Genomic DNA, 19,164 nt, shown 5'->3' with positions numbered 1-19,164 from the left:
ATCGGGGGGTGACCGGCACGCGCGACTACCAGGACTGGCACCGCCGCTACGACGACCCGCGCTCCGGGCTGTCCTGGAGGCTGCGGCGGGTGCGCCGCCACCTGCACGGTGCGCTCGACGAGCGCGCGGGGGACCGCCGGGTGCTCAGCGTCTGCGCCGGGGACGGCCGCGACGTCCTGGGGGTCCTCGCCGAGCGGGCCGACGCCGACCGGGTGTCGGCCGTGCTGCTGGAGCTGCACCCAGAGCTCGCCCAGCGGGCTCGCGACGCGGCGGACGCCGCAGGACTGGCGCACGTCGAGGTCCGTGCCGTCGACGCCGGCACGGTGCAGGCCTACGCGGGGGCGGCGCCGGCCGACGTCGTGGTGCTGGTGGGCATCTTCGGCAACATCGCGGACGCGGACGTCTGGCGGGTGATCGGCGTCGCGCCCCAGCTGTGCCGGCCCGGAGCGGCCGTCCTCTGGTCACGGGGCCGTCGGTTCAGCCGCGAGCTGCCGGGCGTCACGGCCGGCGACCTCAACGACGAGGTGCGCGCCCGCTTCGCCGACGCCGGGTTCGAGGAGCAGGCGTACGAGACGCACGACGGGGGCGGGCGGCCCGCCGTGGGCGTGGTGCGCTACGCCGGGCCCGCGGTCGACCTGCGACCCGCGCCCGCACCGCTGTTCACCTTCGTGCGGTGAGGGGTGCGGCTGCTGGGCCCCCAGGCCGACCGGGTGCCGACCGCCACCGCGAGCCAGCGCGCTCACCAGCCGAGGAGGGCGAGGGCGCCGGTCGCCGCGACCGCCACCGCGCTCGTCCACGAGACGATCGCGACGACCTGCCACAGCAGGACCCAGTGCTTGGGGACCCCCGACCCGACGAAGAACGCGGCGGTCAGCATCGTGGGGAGCGCGAGCGGTGCGAGCAGGCTCGCCCCGGGGACGCCGAAGCGGACCACCCAGCGGTTCAGCCGCGCCCGGCCCTTCGCGCGCCGGGTCGGCTTCGCGCCCGTCCGGTCCTCGTCGCCGGCGGGCTGCTCGAGCACGCCGACCGCCGGTGGGCCAGGGGTGCGGGACACCGCGGCGGACCCGGCGCCGTCGGCCGAGGAGCTCGGCGGAGCGGCGACGACGGAGCTCCCGGCCCGCGACGTCCGGGCTCCCGCGGCGCGACGCGAGACCACCCGGTCGCGGAGACGGGAGCCCAGCAGCACGACGGCGAGGACGCAGGCGATGTTGCCCGTCGCGCCGGCGGCCGCGGCGACGACGGGGTGGAGGCCCGCGAGGATGCCGAAGGCCGCCGCCCCCTCGCCCTCGACGTAGGGGACGGCGCCGGCGAGGGCCACGACCAGCGGTCGGAGGATCTCGGGCACCTGCGCGACGAACTCCTGCAACCACGCGTACGGGTTGTCCATGTCAGCCCTTCCCAGGTTCGGCGGCACGCGTCGGCCGGGTGGCCGTCCGCGGGGACGGGAGACAGTGGAAACCGTGTTCTCGGCACAGGGTCAAGCGACCCTGGTCGGCCCCGACCGACGGTGTTCCCGCGCTGGACCCTGTGGTCGGACCATGGTCTTCACTGGTCGTGACGCCGTCAGCCGGTCGGGACGCCCGAAGCCCGTGGGCGGACCACGGCCCAAGGAGAGGGGAGCGGGCGATGGCCTGGAGCACGCGCGAGGTGGCAGAGCTCGCCGGGACCACGGTGAACGCGGTCCGGCACTACCACCGGGCCGGTCTCCTCGAGGAGCCGGGACGGAGGTCCAACGGCTACAAGGAGTACGGCGCCCGGCACCTCGTGCGGCTGCTGCAGATCCGCCGGCTCCGCGACCTCGGGGTGCCGCTCGCGCAGCTGGAGTCGGTGAGCTCGGCGGGGGAGAGCCCGTCGGCGGCCCTGCTGGCGATCGACGCCGACCTCGCCGCCAGCATCGAGCGGCTGCAGCGGGCCCGCGCCGAGATCCGGGCGATCCTGCACGGGGTCTCCGCCACCGACGTGCCGTCGGGCTTCGAGGACCTCGCCGGCCGGCTGTCCCGCCCGGACCGGTCGCTGGTGCTGGTCTACTCCCAGCTCTACGACGCGTCGGCGATGGCCGACCTGAGGGCGATGGTGGAGGCCGAGCCGGACGACGCGGGGGCCGCGTTCGACGCGCTGCCGCCGGACGCGGACGAGGCCACCCGGCAGCGGCTCTCCGAGACGTTGGCCCCGCAGCTCGCGCAGCACGTCGCCGACCACCCGTGGCTGGTCGACCAGGCCGCGCACCAGCCGCGGGGTCCGCGGGTCACCCAGGAGGCGGTCGTGGCGACCCTCCTCGAGGTCTACAACGAGGCCCAGATCGACGTTCTGGGGCGTGCGGCCGTCCTCGCGGACCTGGCAGCCGGCGGGCCCACCGCGGCCGACCACCCTCAGGACGCGTCGGCGTCGCGCTCCTGACGGCCGACGGACCAGGCCGACCAGAGCCGGTGGTAGGTGCCGCGGAGGGCGAGCAGCTGCTCGTGGGTCCCGCGCTCCACCACCGCGCCGCCGTCCATCACGAGGACGGTGTCGGCGCGGGAGGCCTGGTCGAGCCGGTGCGCCACGACGAGGGCGGACCGGCCGCGGGTCACCTCGTCGGCCGCCGCCTCCAGCGCGCCGGCCCCGGCCGAGCCCGCCTCGGCGGTGGCCTCGTCCATCACGACGACGGCCGGGTCCAGCAGCAGGATGCGGGCTAGCGCCAGCTGCTGCGCGGCGACGGGCTCCAGCTGGAGGCCGCGGGCACCGACCACGGTGTCCAGACCCGACGGCAGCCGGTCGAACCACGCGGCGGCGTGGACGCGGTCCAGCGCGGCGAGGAGCTCGGCGTCGGTGGCCTCGGGCGCGGCCAGCGTCAGGTCCTGGCGCAGGGTCCCGGAGAAGACGTGCACCTCCTGGCTGATGGTGGCGATCCGGGCGATGCGCTCGCGGTCCGAGAGGCGGGACACCGGGTACCCGTCGACGAGCACCTCGCCGGCGTCGGGCACCCGCAGGCCGGCCACCAGCGCGGCCACGGTGGTCTTGCCGGCCCCGGACGCGCCGACGACGGCGACGGTCTCGCCCGGGGCGACGGCGAGGTCGACGTGCCGGACGGCCCAGCCCCCGCCGTAGCTGAAGCTGACGTCGCGCAGCTCGACGTGCCCGCGCGGCGCGTCGGCCCCGCTGTCGGGCACCGGGACCGGCGGGTCGGTGATGACCCCCACCACCCGGGCCAGCGAGGCGTAGCCGGACTGCACGACGTCGAGGACCCGCATGAGCATGTTCAGCGGTCCCCGCATCCGGATGATCATCAGCACCGCGCCGGTCACCGCACCCACCGTGAGCTCGCCGGTGGCCACGAGGTGGTAGCCGACCACGAGGGCCAGGGCGAGCATGAGGAACTCGATCACGAGCATCCAGGTGTTGAGCACCAGCATGGTGGTGCGGGCGCGGATGCCCAGCCGGACGACGCTCCACGACGCGCGCTCGATCTCGGTGTGCATCCGGTCCTCCATCGAGAACGCCCGCACCGTCGCCCGCCCGCGGATGGCCTCGAGCACCCGGCGCGCGCGCTCGGCCATCGCGGCGCGCTCCTCGGCGTAGCGCTGCGGAGCGCGGGCGAGGTAGGTCCGCGCGGCGACGTGGTACACCGGCGCGACGACGACGGGGATGACGAGGAAGCGCCAGTCCAGCGTCGTCAGCGCGACCACCGTGGCGACGACGGAGAACAGCGAGGTCGACAGGGTGGGCAGGGTCTCGGTGACGGCGGCGGAGAGCTCGGCGACGTCGTCGGTGGACCGGCTGACGAGGTCGCCGGTCCCCGCGTCCTCGACCTGGTGCAGGGGGAGCCCGAGGGCGGTCGAGACCATGTCCTGGCGGAGGTTGGCGATCACGCGCTCGGACAGCCGCGACACCAGGTAGAAGCCGCCGGCGCTCATCGCCGCGCCGACGAGGGCGAGCGCCACGAGCTCGGCGCCGATCCGCCCCATCGACCGGGCGGCCGCGCCGTCCGTCACGAGGTCGACGACCTGCCCCATCAGCTGGGGGACCAGCACGGTCGCGTACGCCCCGAGGCCGAGCAGCACCACGGCCAGCAGGAACGACCAGCGCGCCCCGCGGACCAGGAGCACCTGCCGCGCCACCTCGCGCCGCACCTGGCGCAGGGTGGCGAGCGGGAAGCGCGCGCCCGGGCCCGTCCCGGCGCGAGCGGCCGCGCCCGTGGTCGAGCCGCTCACCGGGCGCCCTCCCCGGCCCGCCGGACGTCGCCGTCGAGCAGGTCCGCCAGGCTCCGGTGGTGGTCCGCCACGGCGTGCCAGGCGGGCGCCTCGCTGACCACGAGGGTGGTCCGACCGGCCCGTCGCCGCGCCACCTGCTCGGCGATGTCCTGCTCGGTCACCGAGTCGACCGCGGTGGTCGGGTCCTGCAGGACCAGCACCTCGGGGTCGACGGCGACGGCGCGGGCCAGCGCGACCCGCTGGCGCTGACCGCCCGAGAGCATCCGCCCGCCCTCGCCGACGCGCTTGTCGGGGCCCTCGGGGATGTCGTCGCAGCAGGCGACGGCGAGGGCCCGCTCGGCGACGGCCCGGTCGGGGTGCACGTTGTCGGCGACGCTGCCGTCGAACAGGTCGGCGGCGTGCGGGGCGACCACGACCCGCGTCCGGGGCAGCGCCTCCAGGCGGGAGACCAGGGCGTGGTCCGCCCCCCGGACGACGGTGACCCCGACGGGCAGGGCGTCGACGGTCCGGGCGCTGCGGGCGGCGTCCGGCTCGTCGGTCCGCTCGAAGCCGGCGGCGAGCACCTCTCGGATCCGCTGGCCCGAGGCCTCCGCCGACGCCCAGCGCGACGCGAGGTTGCGGCCCAGCATCGTCATCGGGGTGATGAGGAACTGGGTCAGACCCACGACGGTGATGAGCTGGCCGATGGTGACCCGGCCGTCGAGGGCCAGCACGCCGGCGGCGATGCCGAGGCCGGAGACGAAGAGCGCCCCGGCCGCCTCGGTGGCGCCGTTGAGCCGCGCCTCCGCCGCGTTGGCCGCGACGGTCCTGACGTAGGCGGTCCCCGAGACCGCCTCGTACCGGCCGCGGACGGTCGTGATGGCGCCCAGGCCCTTGAGGATGCGCAGCCCCTGGACCACGTCGACCGCGGTGGCGGCGGCCTGCGCGACGGCCTGCTGCCGCTCGACCGAGCGGACCTGCAGCGGGCGGCCGACCCGCAGCGCCACGAGGACCAGCGCCGGCCCGCCGACCAGCGTGGCGAGGCTGAGCCAGGGGTCGATGGAGTACATGACGGCCGCGCCGTAGGTGATCGAGGCCGCCTCGGCGACCGGCATCACCGTCATCATGACGATCTCGCCGACGCGCGTGGTGTCGGACGAGGCGATCGAGAGCAGGCCGCCGGCGGTGCGCTCCCGGCCCGCGAAGCCCCGCGGGTCCTGGATGCGGTCGGTCACCAGGGTGCGCAGGTCGTGGCTGACCAGCTGCTGGCTGCGGACCAGCATGAAGCGGGCGACCCAGCCGACGCCGACCGCGACGAGGTAGAGCCCCGCCAGCACCAGGACCCAGAACCCCAGCCGGTCCAGCGCCGAGGTGGCGACCGCCTCGTCGACGGCGTGGCCGATGACCACCGGCGTCAGGCCGTTGCACACGAAGGACGCCGCCATGGCGATCGAGGCGACGAAGCTCCACGGACGCTGGGACAGCGCGACCTTCAGCGTCCACGCCCGGGCGTCCGGGGCGGGGATCAGCGACCTCCGGCCGCCGGGTCCGGGCAGCGCGGCGTGGTCGACGACGTCCGTCCGCGCCGGGTCGCGGGGCACGGCGGTGGGGCGGGGCATGGCGGCTCCTGCTCGGGCACGGGGGACGACGTCGCCCCGATGATGCCGCGCGAGCCTGTCGGCCGCCTCGGCGACCACCTGCTGGCGCCGCTCTCCGAGCCCTGCCGCCGGGTCGGGTCGAGGAGGTGGCGCCGAGAACCGGTCGCCGTCGGCGGGCCGGTCGGCTCACCGACCCCCGACCGGCTCAGCAGCCGTCGGCCCCGGGGATGAGCTGGTGGTGGCGGCTCAGCTCGCGGCCGGTCCAGCTGCGGGCGACGAGCTCCAGGTACGGGCTCCCGCCGTCGGCCGACCAGGCGGCGAGCGGGGGGTCGAAGTGCGACGCGTCCACGTCGTCGGCGTCGAGCACGCGGAGCGTCCCCTGCACGACCACGACCCACGACCAGGGCAGACCTTCCTCGTGCTGGTCCACCTCGAAGGTGACGGGGCCGGACGCGGCCGCCAGCTCCTCGAGGCCCGGGGGAGCGCTGAGCACCAGCCGGTCACCGTCGAACCGGTAGTTGACGGGCACGACCGCCAGCCCGTCCGTCGTGGCCGACAGCACGCGTCCGATGCTGTGCCGCCTCAGGAGCGCGAGGCAGCGGTCCTCCGGCAGGCCGTGCTCGGGGGCGGTGGCGTCGGCCCCGGGGTTCCTCCCTAGCGCGGGCACGGGCACAGGTCCGGAGCCGGCCGCGCCGGTGCGGCCTCGCGGTCGGTGCCGGGCCGGGGTACGACCTCGGTCGGGGGCAGCAGCAGGGATGGCCCCGACCGCTGGTGCACGACGGCCCGGGTGATCGCGTCCGCCGCCACCCCCGGGTCGGGGTCGAGGTGGTCGAGCGGGTCGCGGTCGCCCTCCTCCGGTGCGCTGAACCCGGCGCCGTGGGCGAAGGTGCTCACCCCCTGGCTCCGGGCGAGCCGCAGCGCGCCCACCGCGTGGGGACGCGAACGGGGCAGGTGGCACGAGACCACGACGGCTGCGGGCCGGAGCCGTCGGATGGCGGCGAGGAGGTCCGAGGACGGGGTGTTGGCCCCGAGGTCGGTCACCGGGAGACCGCGGTGCCGGAGCAGGAGCTCCAGCGACGCCAGCTCGACGGCGTGGTGCTCGGTCAGCGCGCAGGCGAGCAGCACGGGGGCGGGAACGGTGGGTGGGGGAGCGGCTCGTCGGGCGTGCCGCAGCCAGCGCTGCGCCGCCCCGGTGAACAGCTGCTGGTGGACGGTGGTGAGCTCGGCGGCGGCGACGCAGCGCGCGACCTCGCGCAGCACGGGGACGAGCACCTCGGTCACCGCGGCCTCCGGGCCGGCCTGACGGGAGCACGCGTCGAGGACGGCCTCGACCGCGTGGCCGTCCAGGGCCGAGCACGCCACCAGGGCCCGCTCGGCCGTCGTGCTCAGACCGGTTGCCAGCATCGCGACCACCTCCACCTCGACCCTCGTCCTCGGCCAGGAGGGCTCCGGCCCGGGAGGTCGCGCGCGTCCGACCGGGACGAGGGCTGACGGTCGGGACGTCACGTCCGTCAGCCCTCGTGCCGGCCGGAGTCCGCGCAGGGACCCGAGCAGGCCAAACTCTCCTCTTCGCGCGATCATCGTGTAACGCGATGACTTTGTCGTCAAGTACGAGTGCGCTGCGAGTATCCTGCGGCACCAGACCGGACGACGGAGCAGTGAGGTGAGCACGAGTGGTTCAGGAGCAGGACCGGACGGAAGAGGCGGTCCGCGGGCTGCGCGCGCTGATCCTCGCCGGTGAGCAGTACCGCCAGGTGCTGTCCGAGCACGTCGGGCTGGGGGTGACCGAGACCCAGGCCCTGAGCTACCTGACCGTGCACGGGGACCAGGGTCAGAACGAGCTCGCGGCGGGGCTCGGGCTCAGCAGCGGCGCCTCGACGGGCCTGGTCGACCGGCTCGAGCGGTCGGGGGTCGCCGAGCGCTACCCCCACCCGCACGACCGGCGGCGCACGCTGGTCCGGCTCACGTCCCGCGGGCACGAGGTGATCCGGCTGAGCCACCAGTGGCTGTCCGCCGGTTTCCGCTCGATCGACCCCGTGGACCACCAGGTGCTGGCGGCGAACCTGCGCTCGATCTCCGAGGACCTGTCGACCCGGACGGGAGAGGTCGCCGCCCGGGGTCCGGCCTCCTCCGACGAGCCCGGCTGACACCGGGGTGCCGCCGCGCTCAGCGGCGGACGTCCGCCGACCCCTCGTGCACCGGCAGGCCGGCGGCGAGCCAGGCCTCGACCCCGCCGACGACGTCGGTGGCGCGGTGCAGGCCGATGCCGCGCAGCGAGGCGGCGGCGAGGCTGGAGCTGTAGCCCTGCCGGCAGAGGACCACGACGAGGAGGTCGTGGCCCACCGCCTCCGGGATGCGGCTCTCCGACGCCGGGTCCAGGCGCCACTCCAGCACGGTCCGGTCGATCACCAGGGCACCCGGCAGCTCACCCTGCTCGGCGCGCTGGACGTCGGTGCGCGTGTCGACCAGCAGTGCCCCGGCCTCCGCGGCGTCCCGCGCCTCGACCGGGGTGAGGCGTCGGACCCCCTGCCGCGACGCCGCCAGCGTCTCCTCGATCCCCATGCCGCCAGCATCTCCCGACGCCCGGGCGGCGGTTGCCCGGGCCCGGCCGGACCACCTCGCCCGAGCTGGGGTCCCGGTCCGCCAAGATGGCGGCATGACTGCCTACTGGATCAGCACGTACCGGGAGATCCTCGACCAGGACAAGGTCGACGCCTACGCCCGGCTGGCCCGCCCCGCGCTCGAGGCGGCGGGCGGCACCTTCGTGGCGCGCGGGCTGCCCGAGCAGACCTACGAGGCGGGTGAGGTCACCCGCACGGTGCTCGTCGTGTTCCCGTCCGTCGAGGCCGCCCGGGCCGCGCACGACAGCCCCGCCTACCAGGAGGCGCTGGCCGCCCTCGACGGCGGCGCCCGGCGCGACATGAGGGTCATCGCCGCGCTCTGAGCCCGGGGCACCCCCGCGAGGGGTGCCCTCGCAGGGCCTCGCCCGACCGGGCGGGCGGTCCTAGGGTCGGCGTCGTGGACGACGAGGCCGGGGTCCGGCTCCCCGGGCGCCGGCCCCTGGACGCCCGGCCGGGCGGCCCGACGGCGCGCGACCAGGACCGGGCCCGGCTGACGTCCGCCCTGGTGGCGACGGTGGTGCTGCTCACCGCCATCGCCCCGCTGGCCACCGACCTCTACGTCCCCGCCTTCCCGCGGGTCGCCGCCGAGCTGGGTGGGACGGCGACCCAGGTCCAGCTGACCCTCACGACCTTCTTCGTCGGCATGGCGCTCGGCCAGCTGGTCGGCGGCCCGGTCTCGGACCAGCGGGGACGGCGGCGCCCCCTGCTCGCCGCCCTGCTCGTCACCGCCCTGGCGTCGGCCGCCTGCGCGGTCACCCCGACGATCGCGCTGATGACGGCGGCCCGCCTGGTCCAGGGCTTCGCCGGCGGCTGGGCGATGGTGATCGGCCGCGCCGTCGTCGTGGACCTGGCCACCGGCGCGCAGCTGGTACGGGTGCTGAACGTGATCGCCGGCGTCGGCGGCATCGCGCCGGTCGTCGGGCCGCTCCTCGGCGCCGTCATCCTCCAGCTGTCCGGCTGGCGCGTCTCCTTCTGGGTGGTCGCGGCGCTGGCCCTCGTGATGGCGGCCTGCGTGCTCGCCGCGGTCCCGGAGACCCTGCCGCCCGCCCGCCGGCACAGCGGCGGGCTGCGGGCCTTCGTCCGCGCCGGCCGGGAGGTGCTCCGCAACCGCCGCTACGTCGGCTACCTCGTGGTCAGCGGGGCCGCGATGGCGGCGCTGTTCGCCTACGTCGCCACCTCGGCGTTCGTGCTGCAGTCGATGAACGGCCTGTCGCCGATCGGCTACGCCGTCGACTTCGCCGCCAACGCCGGCGGGATGACGGTCGCGGCGCTCGTCGCCGCCCGGCTGGCCGGTCGGGTCGCGACCCGGGCGGTCGTCCTCGTCGGCCAGCTCGCCGCGCTCGCCTCCGGCGTCGCCCTGCTCGTCGGCGCGCTCTGGTTCGGCACCCCGCTCCCGCTGGTGGTCGTCTGCTTCTTCGTGCTGATGAGCGCCCAGGGCCTCATCGGCGGCAACGCGGGAGCGCTCGCCTCCGCCCAGGTCCCCGAGCACCCCGGGACCGGCTCCGCGCTCCTCGGCTTCGTCCAGTGGGTGGCCGCAGGGACCGTCGCCCCGCTCGCCGGCCTCGGCGGGGACCGGACCGCCGTCCCGCTGGCCGCCCTGGTCATCGCCGGGGCCGCCCTCTCGCTGGTGGGACTGCTCGTGCTCGCCCGCGACCGGACCGGGCTCAGGGCCTGGTCTGGTTGAGCCCCGCGCGACGGGGAACCCAGGCAGGGGAGGGCCGTCGGCCGGCCGGGCCGCGGGACGGGAGGGTGCGCGATGAGCGATCTGTCCAACCGGTACGTGGTGGCGGTGCTGTCGACGTTCCAGGGCGGCCCGGTCGACCCGGGCGTCATGCCCACGGTCCTGTCCAGCGCCGCGGTGGAAGTGCTCGGCGTGGACGGCGCCGGCCTGAGCCTCGTCGACTCGCTGCGCGTCCCGCTGGGCGCGAGCGGGGAGGAGGTGCGGGTGGCGGAGCGGTTGCAGACGACGCTGGGGGAGGGGCCGTGCCTGTCGGCGGTGGAGACGGCGGCCCCTCTGCTCGCCGACACGGCCGCGATGGTGGAGCGGTGGCCGCTCTTCGCCCGGGAGCTGATGGCCCGGACCCCGTTCCGCTCGGTCGTCTCGCTGCCCCTCGCCTGGCCGGACCGGCGGCCGTTCCTGGCCCTGGACCTGTACCTGGAGGACGCCACCCCCGACCCCGCGCTGGTCGACGACCCGGTCCGCGGCGACGTCACGACGGTGGTCAGCACCCTGCTGTCCGGGGCGCAGCTGACGCAGCTGCACGTCGAGGACGCCTACGCGCAGGTGCCGTGGCTGGCCGGTGAGTCGGTGCAGAGCCGGATGAACGTGTGGAGCGCCGTGGGGATGCTGATGGCGGCCAGCCAGCTCAGCCAGCCCGAGGGCCTGGCCGTGCTCCGGGCCCACGCCTTCAGCCAGGGCACCACGCTGGACGACGTCGCGCACCGGCTGACCAGCCACCAGCTGCCCGTCGACGAGGTCCTGCAGGCCGACGGGTGACCGGTGGCTCCGCTCCCGTGGGCCAGGGTCCCGAGGTCTGGTGCACGACGACGGGTGAGACGCCCCGGAACGGGTACCGTGGAGGACAAGGCACCGCCCAGAGAGCGTGGGCGCGTGGTTCAGGTTCGCCGGGTTGAACAGACAGCCTCCGGACTCGCGTGCGGCGTCCACCGCCCGGTCCGGTGCCTTCTCCGAGGTCTCGTCTGGTGGTGGCCGTCGACCGCGGGACCCAGCCCGGTCGTCCGCGACGCATGCGCAGCACACCACGCCACCGGCCCGCCCTGACGTGACGCAGCCGGGCGGTCCCGGGTAATCTGGCGCCCCTGTGGCTGCCTCGACGGGTGGCGAACCGGGGGGCGTCGACGACGGCTGCCGGCCTTGGGTCAAGCAGCGGCTCACGCAGACCCCGCCAGGCTGTCCGGACGGCGGGTCCCGACTGCGTGAGGACCGACCATGACGGAGCCGACCCCCGCTCTCCGCCCCTCCTCGTCCGAGGGCCTCCCCCTGGCCGCCCCGCTGGGCGTCTTCGCCGAGCTCGGGAAGCTGCTGCACCCCACCGGTGACGTCGCCATGACGCAGGTGCTGCAGCGCATCGCCGACCTCGCCGCGACGGTGCTGCCCGAGCTGGCCGACGTCTCGGTCACGCTGATCGAGCGGGGCGAGCCCCGGACCGTCGTCTTCACCGGGCCGCTGGCCCCCTACCTCGACGAGCGGCAGTACGGGCGGAAGTTCGGGCCCTGCCTGGACGCGGCTCTCACCGGCAGCACCATCACCGTCCACACGGCCGACCGCGACGGGGACTACCCCGAGTTCGCCGCGGTCGCCGCCGGGCGCGGGGTCACGCGGGTGCTGGCGGTCGGACTGCCGATCCCGCAGACCACCATCGGCGCCCTCAACCTGTACTCGACGGCCTCGGAGGCCTTCACGCCCGAGTCCGTGCAGCTGGCCGAGACCTTCGCCGGGTACGCCGCCGTCGCCGTCTTCAACGCGGTCATGTACGACGCGGCGGTCGCCGAGTCCCGCAACCTGCACGAGGCCCTCAAGACCCGGGCCGTCATCGAGCAGGCCAAGGGCATCCTCATGGGGCTGCGGCACTGCAGCGCCGAGCAGGCCTTCAGCCTCCTCACCCAGGCCTCCCAGCACCAGAACCGCAAGCTGCACGAGATCGCGACGGAGGTCGTGGAGCACGCGCGCGCCCCGCAGCCCGGGCACGCAGCCGCCGAGGGGCGGCTCGGCGGGACCCTCCGGTCGGAGCGGAACTAGACGCCGTCCCCACCCTGCCGCAGCCGCACCCAGGGGCCGCGCCGGGCCCTCGAGTTGCGCGCTGGCATCGACGGCCATCAACATAGATGCATGTCGATGTCTCTCGTCGCCGCCGACGCCCCCGCCTGCTGCGCGCCGCTGGCGCGCGAGCCGCTCAGCACCGAGCAGGCCGCGCAGGTCGCGCCGCGGCTGAAGGCGCTCGCCGACCCGGTCCGGCTGCGGCTGCTCTCGATCGTGGCCTCGCACGCCGGCGGTGAGGCGTGCGTCTGCGACCTCGTCGACTGCTTCGCGCTGTCCCAGCCGACGATCAGCCACCACCTCAAGGTGCTGCACGACGCGGGCCTGCTGCAGCGCGAGAAGCGCGGCACCTGGGTGTACTACCGCCTCCGCCCCGCCGCGCTGGCCGACCTCGCCGCCCTGATCGCGCCGCCGTCCGACCCGACGGCGACGCGGAGCTGCGGGTGAGCGCCGACACGTCGGCGCTGGTGACGGGGGAGCAGGAGGCCACCGCCCGGCTCTCGACGGTCGACCGGTTCCTGCCCGTGTGGATCCTGGCCGCGATGGCCCTCGGGCTGGTGCTGGGTCGCACGGTCCCCGGCCTGGCCGGCGTCCTGGACGCCGTCGCGGTCGGCTCGGTCTCGCTGCCCATCGCCCTCGGCCTGCTGGTCATGATGTACCCGGTGCTGGCCGGGGTCCGCTACGACGAGACCCACCGCGTGCTGGCCGACCGCCGGCTGCTGGTCACCTCGCTGGTCATCAACTGGGTGCTCGCGCCGGCGTTCATGTTCGCCCTCGCGTGGGTCTTCCTCGCCGACCTGCCGGAGTACCGGACCGGGCTGGTCATCGTCGGCCTCGCCCGCTGCATCGCCATGGTGCTGATCTGGAACGACCTCGCCTGCGGCGACCGGGAAGCCGCCGCCGTCCTGGTCGCGATCAACTCCGTCTTCCAGGTCGTCGCGTTCGGCGCGCTGGGCTGGTTCTACCTGCAGCTGCTGCCGTCGTGGCTCGGCCTGCCCACCACCTCGGCGGAGTTCTCCGTCTGGTCGATCACCGGCAGCGTGCTGGTCTTCCTCGGCATCCCCCTGCTCGCCGGGTTCCTGACCCGCTCGCTCGGTGAGCGCCGACTCGGCCGCGAGGGCTACGAGGCCCGGGTGCTGCCGCGGATCGGCCCCTGGGCGCTGTACGGGCTGCTGTTCACCATCGTCGTGCTGTTCGCCCTGCAGGGTGACCGGATCATCGCCGAGCCGCTGGACGTCGCCCGCGTCGCGCTGCCGCTGCTGGTCTACTTCGCCGTCGTCTTCACCGCCAGCCTGCTGATCGGGCGGGCGCTGGGGATGGGGTACCCGCGCGCCACGACGCTGGCGTTCACCGCGGCCGGCAACAACTTCGAGCTGGCCATCGCCGTGGCCATCGCCACCTTCGGCGTCACCTCCGGCCAGGCCCTGGCCGGGGTCGTCGGCCCGCTGGTCGAGGTGCCCGCCCTCGTCGGGCTCGTCTACCTGAGCCTGTGGGCCCGCGAGCACCTGTTCCCCGAGCCCGCCCCGGCCGCCGAGCCGACCCCCGTCCGAGGAGCCCGTCCGTGAGCGACCGTCCCAGCGTCCTCTTCGTGTGCGTCCACAACGCCGGCCGCTCCCAGATGGCCGCGGCGTTCCTCACCCACCTGTCCCGGGGCCGGGTCGAGGTCCGCTCGGCCGGCTCCGAGCCCGCCGACCGGGTCAACCCGGCCGCCGTCGCCGCGATGGCCGAGGTGGGCATCGACATCACGGCCGAGAAGCCCAAGATCCTCACCGACCAGGCCGTCGTCGACTCCGACGTCGTGGTCACCATGGGGTGCGGCGACACCTGCCCCTTCCACCCGGGCAAACGGTACGAGGACTGGGTCCTCGAGGACCCCGCCGGGAAGGGCGTGGAGTCCGTCCGGCCCATCCGCGACGCGATCCGCCGTCGGGTCGAGAGCCTCGTCGCCGAGCTGATCCCCGAGGCGGGCTGAGGGCCGGTGCACGTCGGGGACCGGCTCCGCCAGCCGGGTCTACGGCGTAGGTCTATGGCCTAGACGTGCCCGGTAGGGTGACGGCTGTCCCTCCGGTGCCCTCGGCCCCGTCGCCTCCCCCAGAAGCTGGTCGTGCCATTCCTGCTCCTCGCGAGTCCTCCGAGCCCGGTCCGAGCGGCGGCCGCACGCCGCTGACCCGGCAGCGGGTGCTGGCCGCGGCGCTGCGGCTGGTGGACGACGAGGGGCTGGACGCGCTGACCCGTCGACGGCTGGGCCAGGAGCTCGGGCGCGACGCGATGGCGCTCTACCGGTACGCCCCGGACCGGGCCGCGCTGCTGGACGGCATCGTCGAGCTGGTGCTCGACGAGCTGGACATCCCCGACGGCGGGCAGGACTGGCAGCTGCAGCTCTCGCGGACGGCCCACGACTTCCGCCGGCTGGGTCTGGCGCACCCGCACGTCGTCAACCTCATCGTCACCCGCCCGCTGTCCACCCCGCTGGGGCTGCGGCCGCTGGGCACGCTGCGACCGCTGGAGAAGCTGCTGCGGGTGCTGACCGACGCGGGGTTCCCCCCGCCCCTCGCCCTGCGCGTCTACCGGCTCTACATCGGCTTCCTCTACGGCCACATGCTCACCGAGCTGCAGGAGCTGGTGACCGACCCCGAGGAGACCACCGACCTGCTGCGCCTGGGCCTGCACCGGCTCCCGCCCCGGGAGTTCCCGCTGGTCCGCGGCCTGGCCAGCGAGCTCGCCGGCTACGACGGCGAGGCCGAGCTGGACCAGGGTCTGGCGGTCCTGTTCACCGGCCTGCGGACCGAGCTGGCGACGGCCCGCGACGACGGGCCGGACGGCGAGGACTGACGTCCGCAGGCGTGTAGACTACGGCGTAGATCTACAGCAGCACGAAGCTGAGCCCGGCTCACCGCGTCCTGCCGGAAGGCCTCGAACCCGACCTTCCCCGTGCACGCGCCTAGAGGGGCTCCTCCCGTGACTCTGCTCGCCACCCCGCCCGTGCCCGAGAGCGCCGCACCGCGCGTCCGCCGTCCCGCGGCCGAGCGCAGCACCAGCGACTTCACCGCCCTGGCCAGGGCCGTGCAGGAGGCGGGCCTGATGCGCCGCCGCTACGGCTACTACTGGACCAAGCTGGTCGGCGCCGCCGTGCTGCTGGCCGCCTGGGCCGTCGGCTTCGTCCTGCTGGGCGACACCTGGTGGCAGCTCGGCAGCGCCGTCGTCCTCTCGGTCCTGCTCACCCAGGCCGCGTTCCTCGGCCACGACGCCGCCCACCGGCAGATCTTCAAGTCCGGGCGCTGGAACGACTGGACGAGCCTCGTCGTGGCCAACCTGTTCGTGGGCCTCAGCTACGGCTGGTGGCAGAGCAAGCACACCCGCCACCACGCGGCCCCCAACGAGGAGGGCGCCGACCCCGACATCGACCTCGCCGTCATCGCGTTCACCCCGGCCCGGGCCCAGCGCCCGCGGCCGCGCGTGCTGCGCTGGCTGGTCGCCCGTCAGGGCTGGTACTTCTTCCCGACCCTGCTCCTCGAGGGCGTCTCCCTGCACGCCGACGGCCTGATCCGGGTGCTCGGCCGCGGGAAGCTCAAGCGTCGCTGGGTCGAGCTGACCCTGCTCGTCCTCCGCCTCGGCGGGCTGCTGACGCTGGTGTTCCTCGTGCTGCCCCCCGGCAAGGGCGTCGCCTTCATGGCCGTGCAGCTGGCGGTCTTCGGCCTCTACATGGGCGGCTCGTTCGCCCCGAACCACATCGGCATGCCCCTGGTGCCGGCCCGGCTGCGCCTGGACTTCCTGCGCCGTCAGGTCCTGATGAGCCGCAACGTCTCCGGCGGCCGGCCGATGGCGGTCCTCATGGGCGGGCTCAACTACCAGGTCGAGCACCACCTGTTCCCCTCCATGGCCCGCCCCCACCTGCGGCACGTGCAGCCGATGGTCGAGGCGCACTGCGCCGCGATGGGCGTCCCGTACACCCAGACGACGCTGTGGCAGTCCTACGGCATCGTCGTGCGCTATCTCAACACCGTCGGGCTCAAGGGGCGCGACCCGTTCCTCTGCCCGCTGGTCGCCGGCCGCCGCGCGCTCTGACGCGTCGCACCACCGGAGGAGCCGGGCGGCCGGTCGGTGGGAGGCTGCGGCCATGACCGCCGCCTCGACCGTCCGCCTGCTCCGCAGCCCCGCGCTGAGCGTCGACCTGCCCTACGCGCACGCCGCCACCACCGACGCCCCCGTCCGGCTGGTCTTCACCGCCGGCGCCTGCCCTCTCGACGAGGAGGGCCGGACCGTCGCGGTCGGCGACCTCCTCGGCCAGGCCGAGCGGGTGCTGGTCAACCTGCGCGCGGCCCTGCGCGCGGGCGGGGCGGAGCTGGAGGACGTGCTGGTGATCACCGCCTACGTGGCCAGCAGCTCCCGGGAGGACCTGGCCGCCGTCTGGCAGGTGGTGCGCCGCCACTTCGGCGCCCACGACGTCCCCGGGACCCTGCTGGGCGTCACCGTCCTCGGCTGGCCCGACCAGCTGGTGGAGGTGGAGGCCGTCGCGGTCGCCCGGACCGGAGCCCCGGCCTCAGACCAGCGTGCCGACCAGGTGGACGACGACCCCGGCCAGCGCGCACACCCCGAGCGTGCGTAGCGCGCTCCAGCGCGCGAGGAACAGCAGCACGAAGGCCAGCACGGTGATGCCCAGCGCGGCCACCTGCAGCGAGCCGATAACGGGGACCTCGAAGCCCAGCGGCCCGGCGTCGACGACCCGGGTGCGGGCGAAGAGGGTGTGCAGGGCGAAGAACAGGGCGAGGTTGGCGATCACGCCGACGACTGCGGCCGTGATGCCGGTCAGCGCCGAGGTGAGGGCCTGGTTGTGGCGCAGCCGCTCGACGTAGGGCGCGCCCAGCAGGATGAACAGGAAGCAGGGCACGAAGGTGACCCACGTCGTCAGCAGCGAGGCGAGGACGGCGGCCACCCACGGGTCCAGCGACCCCGGGTTGCGGTAGGCCCCCAGGAACGCGACGAACTGGACGACCATGATCAGCGGGCCGGGCGTGGTCTCGGCCAGCGCGAGACCGCGCACCATCTCCCCGGGCAGCAGCCAGCCGTAGACCTGGACCGCCTGCTGGGCGACGTGGGCGAGCACGGCGTAGGCGCCGCCGAAGGTGACCAGGGCGGCGCCGGAGAAGAACAGGCCCTGGTCGACGAAGACGCTGGAGCGGCCGAAGAGCACGGCCGCGGCGGCCACCGGGGCCGCCCAGGCGACCAGCCCGACGACGAGGGTGACCAGGGCCCGGCGCCCGGACGGGCGCTGGCTGTGCAGGGCGTCGTCGCTGATCAGCGGCGGGGGACCGTCGTCGCCGGCGGCCGCCTTCGGCCGGGTGAGCCCGGGAAGGCGGCGGCCGAGCAGCCAGCCGAGGACGCCGGCGCCGAGCACGACGGCGGGGAACGGGACGCCGACGACGGTGAGGGCGACGAACGACGCGACGGCCAGCCCGACCAGGACCGGGTGGGTCAGCCCGCGCCTGCTGACCCTGATCACCGCCTGGACGACGATGGCGATGACGGCGGGGGCCAGGCCCAGGAACAGGGCCTGCACCAGCCCGGTGTCGCCGTAGCCGACGTAGAGGCCCGACAGCGCCAGCAGGGCGACCAGGCCGGGCAGGACGAAGAGGGTGCCCGCGACGAGGGCGCCCTTGACGCCGTTCAGCAGCCAGCCGATGTAGGTGGCCAACTGCTGCGCCTCCGGGCCGGGGAGCAGGGTGCAGTAGCTGAGGGCGAAGAGGAAGCGGCGCTGGCCCACCCACCGCTTCTCCTCCACGAGCACGCGCTGCATGACCGCGATCTGGCCGGCGGGCCCGCCGAAGGTCTGCAGCGAGATGGCGAACCACGTCCTGGTCGCCTCCCACAGCGGCAGCACGTCGCCGGTCGCGGTGCTGCCGTCGTCGGCCGGGTGCTCCGGGGTGCCCCACGAGGCGGGCGTGGAGGTGCGGGCGGGGGTCCGGTCGGCGGTCATGCCGGCTCCTCTCCGAGCAGGAGGCTGCGCTGGAAGTACGCGTACAGGCCGTCGAAGACGGGCCCGGTGAGGGCGAGGACCTCGTCGTCGTCGCGGACCAGGGACAGGCCGCGCAGGACGACGTCGAGGCCGGCCGCCTCCGGGGCGTCGTAGCGGTCGTCCTCGAGGTCCGCCTCGTGCACGGCCGCGGCGATCCGCCACAGCACGGGGTCGAGCAGGTCGTGGCGGCGCAGCAGGGTCTCGAAGGTGCAGTCCTGGCCCTGGTGGCCCAGCTCGACGCCCCGGATGTCGAACGGCACGGCGTCCGCGGGCCGCTCGTCGGGGTCGTCGACGAAGACGAAGCGGGCGTCGGGGTCGATGGCGCGCCGGATGAGCCAGGCGGACGCGGCCCGGTCGATGTGCACGCCGGCCCGGGTGACCCAGGTGCTCACGCGCGGCTCCCGGCGGTGCGGGCGCCGTCGGCGACGGCGCGGGCCAGCGCGTCCAGCGCCTGCGTGGCGGCCTCCCGCTCGGGCGGGGGGAAGAAGTCCCTGCGGCGGACGGCCTGCAGCTCGCGGCGGAGCCGCCGCAGCGCCCGGGTCGCCTCCTCGGCGGGTCCGGCCAGGGCCGAGGACGCGGCCTCGGCCAGGCCGCGGTACTCCACGGCCCGTGCGTCGGCCATCGTCCGGGCGACGGCGCGCTCGTCGGCCCCGGCCAGCGCCTGGGCGCGCCAGAGCACGGCCTCGCCGCCCGCGGCCTCGACGTCCCCGGCTACCCACTCCAGCAGCTCGCGGGTGCGGGCGTCCTCGGGCAGCGCGACCAGCCCGTCGCCCAGCTGGGCCACCCCGAGCTGGCGGAGCCGGCGCCACACCGCGATCCTCGGCGTGGAGGGCTCCCGGGGGACGCGGTAGCTGAGCAGCACCCACCACCCTCGCTCTGCAACCATGGTTACATCGTGGGCAACGGGGCCGGCGACGTCAAGACGACGCGGGATGCCTCGTCGCCGAGCCGAGTGCGCGCCGCAGCAGGCTCAGCGGGTTCCCGG

22 protein-coding genes are annotated in these 19,164 nt (G+C 75.3%); 13 read left to right on the top strand and 9 right to left on the bottom strand.

The genetic code is table 11. The features are described from left to right. Window positions 1-8 precede the first annotated feature (8 nt). The gene (locus JOF54_RS05160) at window positions 9-677 is read left to right on the top strand and encodes a class I SAM-dependent methyltransferase (RefSeq protein ID WP_210053609.1); all 669 of its coding nucleotides are present in this window, start codon (window positions 9-11) and stop codon (window positions 675-677) included. A 62-nt stretch (window positions 678-739) separates the two neighbouring features. On the opposite strand, the gene JOF54_RS05155 is transcribed toward JOF54_RS05160, so the two are convergent. Further along, a complete protein-coding gene (locus JOF54_RS05155) occupies window positions 740-1,387 on the bottom strand; it encodes a hypothetical protein (protein WP_210053607.1) in 648 nt (215 codons plus the stop codon). Between the two features lie 239 nt (window positions 1,388-1,626). Between JOF54_RS05155 and JOF54_RS05150 the strand changes: the two genes are divergently transcribed. After that, window positions 1,627-2,397: a helix-turn-helix domain-containing protein gene (locus JOF54_RS05150; protein ID WP_210053605.1), complete on the top strand. Its 771-nt coding sequence runs from the start codon at window positions 1,627-1,629 to the stop codon at window positions 2,395-2,397. Here the strand turns inward: JOF54_RS05150 and JOF54_RS05145 are convergent. The 4 genes from JOF54_RS05145 to JOF54_RS05130 form a co-directional block, all read right to left on the bottom strand. Then, entirely contained in the window at window positions 2,370-4,190 is a 1,821-nt protein-coding gene (locus JOF54_RS05145; RefSeq protein WP_210053603.1) for an ABC transporter ATP-binding protein, read from the bottom strand. The genes JOF54_RS05150 and JOF54_RS05145 overlap by 28 nt on opposite strands. Next, entirely contained in the window at window positions 4,187-5,788 is a 1,602-nt protein-coding gene (locus JOF54_RS05140) for an ABC transporter transmembrane domain-containing protein (RefSeq protein ID WP_210053601.1), read from the bottom strand. The genes JOF54_RS05145 and JOF54_RS05140 overlap by 4 nt, the downstream gene beginning before the upstream one ends. Window positions 5,789-5,972: 184 nt before the next feature. Beyond that, window positions 5,973-6,434, bottom strand: coding sequence for a pyridoxamine 5'-phosphate oxidase family protein (locus JOF54_RS05135; RefSeq protein ID WP_210053599.1), 462 nt, complete (start codon window positions 6,432-6,434; stop codon window positions 5,973-5,975). Then, window positions 6,422-7,171 carry a cobalamin B12-binding domain-containing protein gene (locus JOF54_RS05130; RefSeq protein WP_210053597.1) on the bottom strand — a complete coding sequence of 250 codons (750 nt, stop codon included), beginning with the start codon at window positions 7,169-7,171 and terminating at the stop codon, window positions 6,422-6,424. Before JOF54_RS05130 ends, JOF54_RS05135 begins: the two co-directional genes overlap by 13 nt. 269 nt (window positions 7,172-7,440) lie before the next feature. Between JOF54_RS05130 and JOF54_RS05125 the strand changes: the two genes are divergently transcribed. After that, a complete protein-coding gene (locus JOF54_RS05125) occupies window positions 7,441-7,914 on the top strand; it encodes a MarR family winged helix-turn-helix transcriptional regulator (RefSeq protein ID WP_210053595.1) in 474 nt (157 codons plus the stop codon). A gap of 19 nt (window positions 7,915-7,933) precedes the next feature. Here the strand turns inward: JOF54_RS05125 and JOF54_RS05120 are convergent, their stop codons facing one another. Beyond that, window positions 7,934-8,329, bottom strand: a complete 396-nt coding sequence (locus JOF54_RS05120; protein WP_210053593.1) for a rhodanese-like domain-containing protein — start codon at window positions 8,327-8,329, stop codon at window positions 7,934-7,936. 94 nt (window positions 8,330-8,423) lie between these two features. Here JOF54_RS05120 and JOF54_RS05115 point away from each other — a divergent pair, with 94 nt between their 5' ends. From JOF54_RS05115 to JOF54_RS05070, 10 genes are all read left to right on the top strand, one after another. Further along, the gene (locus JOF54_RS05115; RefSeq protein WP_210053591.1) at window positions 8,424-8,711 is read left to right on the top strand and encodes a DUF1330 domain-containing protein; all 288 of its coding nucleotides are present in this window, start codon (window positions 8,424-8,426) and stop codon (window positions 8,709-8,711) included. A gap of 74 nt (window positions 8,712-8,785) precedes the next feature. Continuing rightward, window positions 8,786-10,072 carry a multidrug effflux MFS transporter gene (locus tag JOF54_RS05110; RefSeq protein ID WP_307803848.1) on the top strand — a complete coding sequence of 429 codons (1,287 nt, stop codon included), beginning with the start codon at window positions 8,786-8,788 and terminating at the stop codon, window positions 10,070-10,072. A gap of 72 nt (window positions 10,073-10,144) precedes the next feature. Then, window positions 10,145-10,885: an ANTAR domain-containing protein gene (locus JOF54_RS05105; RefSeq protein WP_210053589.1), complete on the top strand. Its 741-nt coding sequence runs from the start codon at window positions 10,145-10,147 to the stop codon at window positions 10,883-10,885. 453 nt (window positions 10,886-11,338) lie between these two features. Further along, complete coding sequence (locus tag JOF54_RS05100; RefSeq protein WP_210053587.1) at window positions 11,339-12,148, top strand: GAF and ANTAR domain-containing protein; 810 nt, start codon at window positions 11,339-11,341, stop codon at window positions 12,146-12,148. 90 nt (window positions 12,149-12,238) lie between these two features. Further along, a complete protein-coding gene (locus tag JOF54_RS05095; protein ID WP_210053585.1) occupies window positions 12,239-12,613 on the top strand; it encodes an ArsR/SmtB family transcription factor in 375 nt (124 codons plus the stop codon). Further along, window positions 12,610-13,731, top strand: a complete 1,122-nt coding sequence (gene arsB, locus JOF54_RS05090) for an ACR3 family arsenite efflux transporter (RefSeq protein ID WP_307803846.1) — start codon at window positions 12,610-12,612, stop codon at window positions 13,729-13,731. The genes JOF54_RS05095 and arsB overlap by 4 nt, the downstream gene beginning before the upstream one ends. Then, on the top strand, window positions 13,728-14,138 hold the full coding sequence (locus tag JOF54_RS05085) for an arsenate reductase ArsC (protein WP_210053583.1): 411 nt from the start codon (window positions 13,728-13,730) through the stop codon (window positions 14,136-14,138). Before arsB ends, JOF54_RS05085 begins: the two co-directional genes overlap by 4 nt. 206 nt (window positions 14,139-14,344) lie before the next feature. Then, window positions 14,345-14,998, top strand: a complete 654-nt coding sequence (locus JOF54_RS05080) for a TetR/AcrR family transcriptional regulator C-terminal domain-containing protein (RefSeq protein WP_210053580.1) — start codon at window positions 14,345-14,347, stop codon at window positions 14,996-14,998. A 126-nt stretch (window positions 14,999-15,124) separates the two neighbouring features. Further along, entirely contained in the window at window positions 15,125-16,231 is a 1,107-nt protein-coding gene (locus tag JOF54_RS05075) for a fatty acid desaturase family protein (protein ID WP_307803844.1), read from the top strand. Window positions 16,232-16,283: 52 nt separating this feature from the next. After that, window positions 16,284-16,772 carry a RidA family protein gene (locus JOF54_RS05070; protein WP_210053578.1) on the top strand — a complete coding sequence of 163 codons (489 nt, stop codon included), beginning with the start codon at window positions 16,284-16,286 and terminating at the stop codon, window positions 16,770-16,772. Here the strand turns inward: JOF54_RS05070 and chrA are convergent. Genes chrA through JOF54_RS05055 form a run of 3 tightly spaced genes read right to left on the bottom strand, consistent with a single transcriptional unit; the run spans window position 16,707 to window position 19,065 of the window. Then, on the bottom strand, window positions 16,707-18,140 hold the full coding sequence (gene chrA, locus JOF54_RS05065; protein WP_210053576.1) for a chromate efflux transporter: 1,434 nt from the start codon (window positions 18,138-18,140) through the stop codon (window positions 16,707-16,709). The two genes, JOF54_RS05070 and chrA, sit on opposite strands and share 66 nt — an antisense overlap. Continuing rightward, window positions 18,137-18,571, bottom strand: coding sequence for a chromate resistance protein ChrB domain-containing protein (locus JOF54_RS05060; protein ID WP_210053574.1), 435 nt, complete (start codon window positions 18,569-18,571; stop codon window positions 18,137-18,139). The genes chrA and JOF54_RS05060 overlap by 4 nt, the downstream gene beginning before the upstream one ends. Continuing rightward, complete coding sequence (locus tag JOF54_RS05055) at window positions 18,568-19,065, bottom strand: Chromate resistance protein ChrB (protein ID WP_210053573.1); 498 nt, start codon at window positions 19,063-19,065, stop codon at window positions 18,568-18,570. The genes JOF54_RS05060 and JOF54_RS05055 overlap by 4 nt, the downstream gene beginning before the upstream one ends. Window positions 19,066-19,164: the final 99 nt, after the last annotated feature.

It is taken from the genome of Microlunatus capsulatus (assembly GCF_017876495.1).
GTDB classification, from domain to species: domain Bacteria; phylum Actinomycetota; class Actinomycetes; order Propionibacteriales; family Propionibacteriaceae; genus Microlunatus; species Microlunatus capsulatus.
The sequence above is the reverse complement of the archived record's forward strand: the minus strand, read 5'-3'. Positions and strand labels throughout refer to the sequence as shown.

Bases quoted from the DNA above. Each gene is read 5' to 3' on its own strand.
- JOF54_RS05155 (WP_210053607.1), bottom strand. From the start codon at position 1,387: ATGGACAACCCGTACGCGTGGTTGCAGGAGTTCGTCGCGCAGGTGCCC.
- JOF54_RS05150 (WP_210053605.1), top strand. From the start codon at position 1,627: ATGGCCTGGAGCACGCGCGAGGTGGCAGAGCTCGCCGGGACCACGGTG.
- JOF54_RS05140 (WP_210053601.1), bottom strand. From the start codon at position 5,788: ATGCCCCGCCCCACCGCCGTGCCCCGCGACCCGGCGCGGACGGACGTC.
- JOF54_RS05130 (WP_210053597.1), bottom strand. From the start codon at position 7,171: ATGCTGGCAACCGGTCTGAGCACGACGGCCGAGCGGGCCCTGGTGGCG.
- JOF54_RS05120 (WP_210053593.1), bottom strand. From the start codon at position 8,329: ATGGGGATCGAGGAGACGCTGGCGGCGTCGCGGCAGGGGGTCCGACGC.
- JOF54_RS05115 (WP_210053591.1), top strand. From the start codon at position 8,424: ATGACTGCCTACTGGATCAGCACGTACCGGGAGATCCTCGACCAGGAC.
- JOF54_RS05105 (WP_210053589.1), top strand. From the start codon at position 10,145: ATGAGCGATCTGTCCAACCGGTACGTGGTGGCGGTGCTGTCGACGTTC.
- JOF54_RS05100 (WP_210053587.1), top strand. From the start codon at position 11,339: ATGACGGAGCCGACCCCCGCTCTCCGCCCCTCCTCGTCCGAGGGCCTC.
- JOF54_RS05095 (WP_210053585.1), top strand. From the start codon at position 12,239: ATGTCGATGTCTCTCGTCGCCGCCGACGCCCCCGCCTGCTGCGCGCCG.
- JOF54_RS05070 (WP_210053578.1), top strand. From the start codon at position 16,284: ATGACCGCCGCCTCGACCGTCCGCCTGCTCCGCAGCCCCGCGCTGAGC.
- chrA (WP_210053576.1), bottom strand. From the start codon at position 18,140: ATGACCGCCGACCGGACCCCCGCCCGCACCTCCACGCCCGCCTCGTGG.
- JOF54_RS05055 (WP_210053573.1), bottom strand. From the start codon at position 19,065: ATGGTTGCAGAGCGAGGGTGGTGGGTGCTGCTCAGCTACCGCGTCCCC.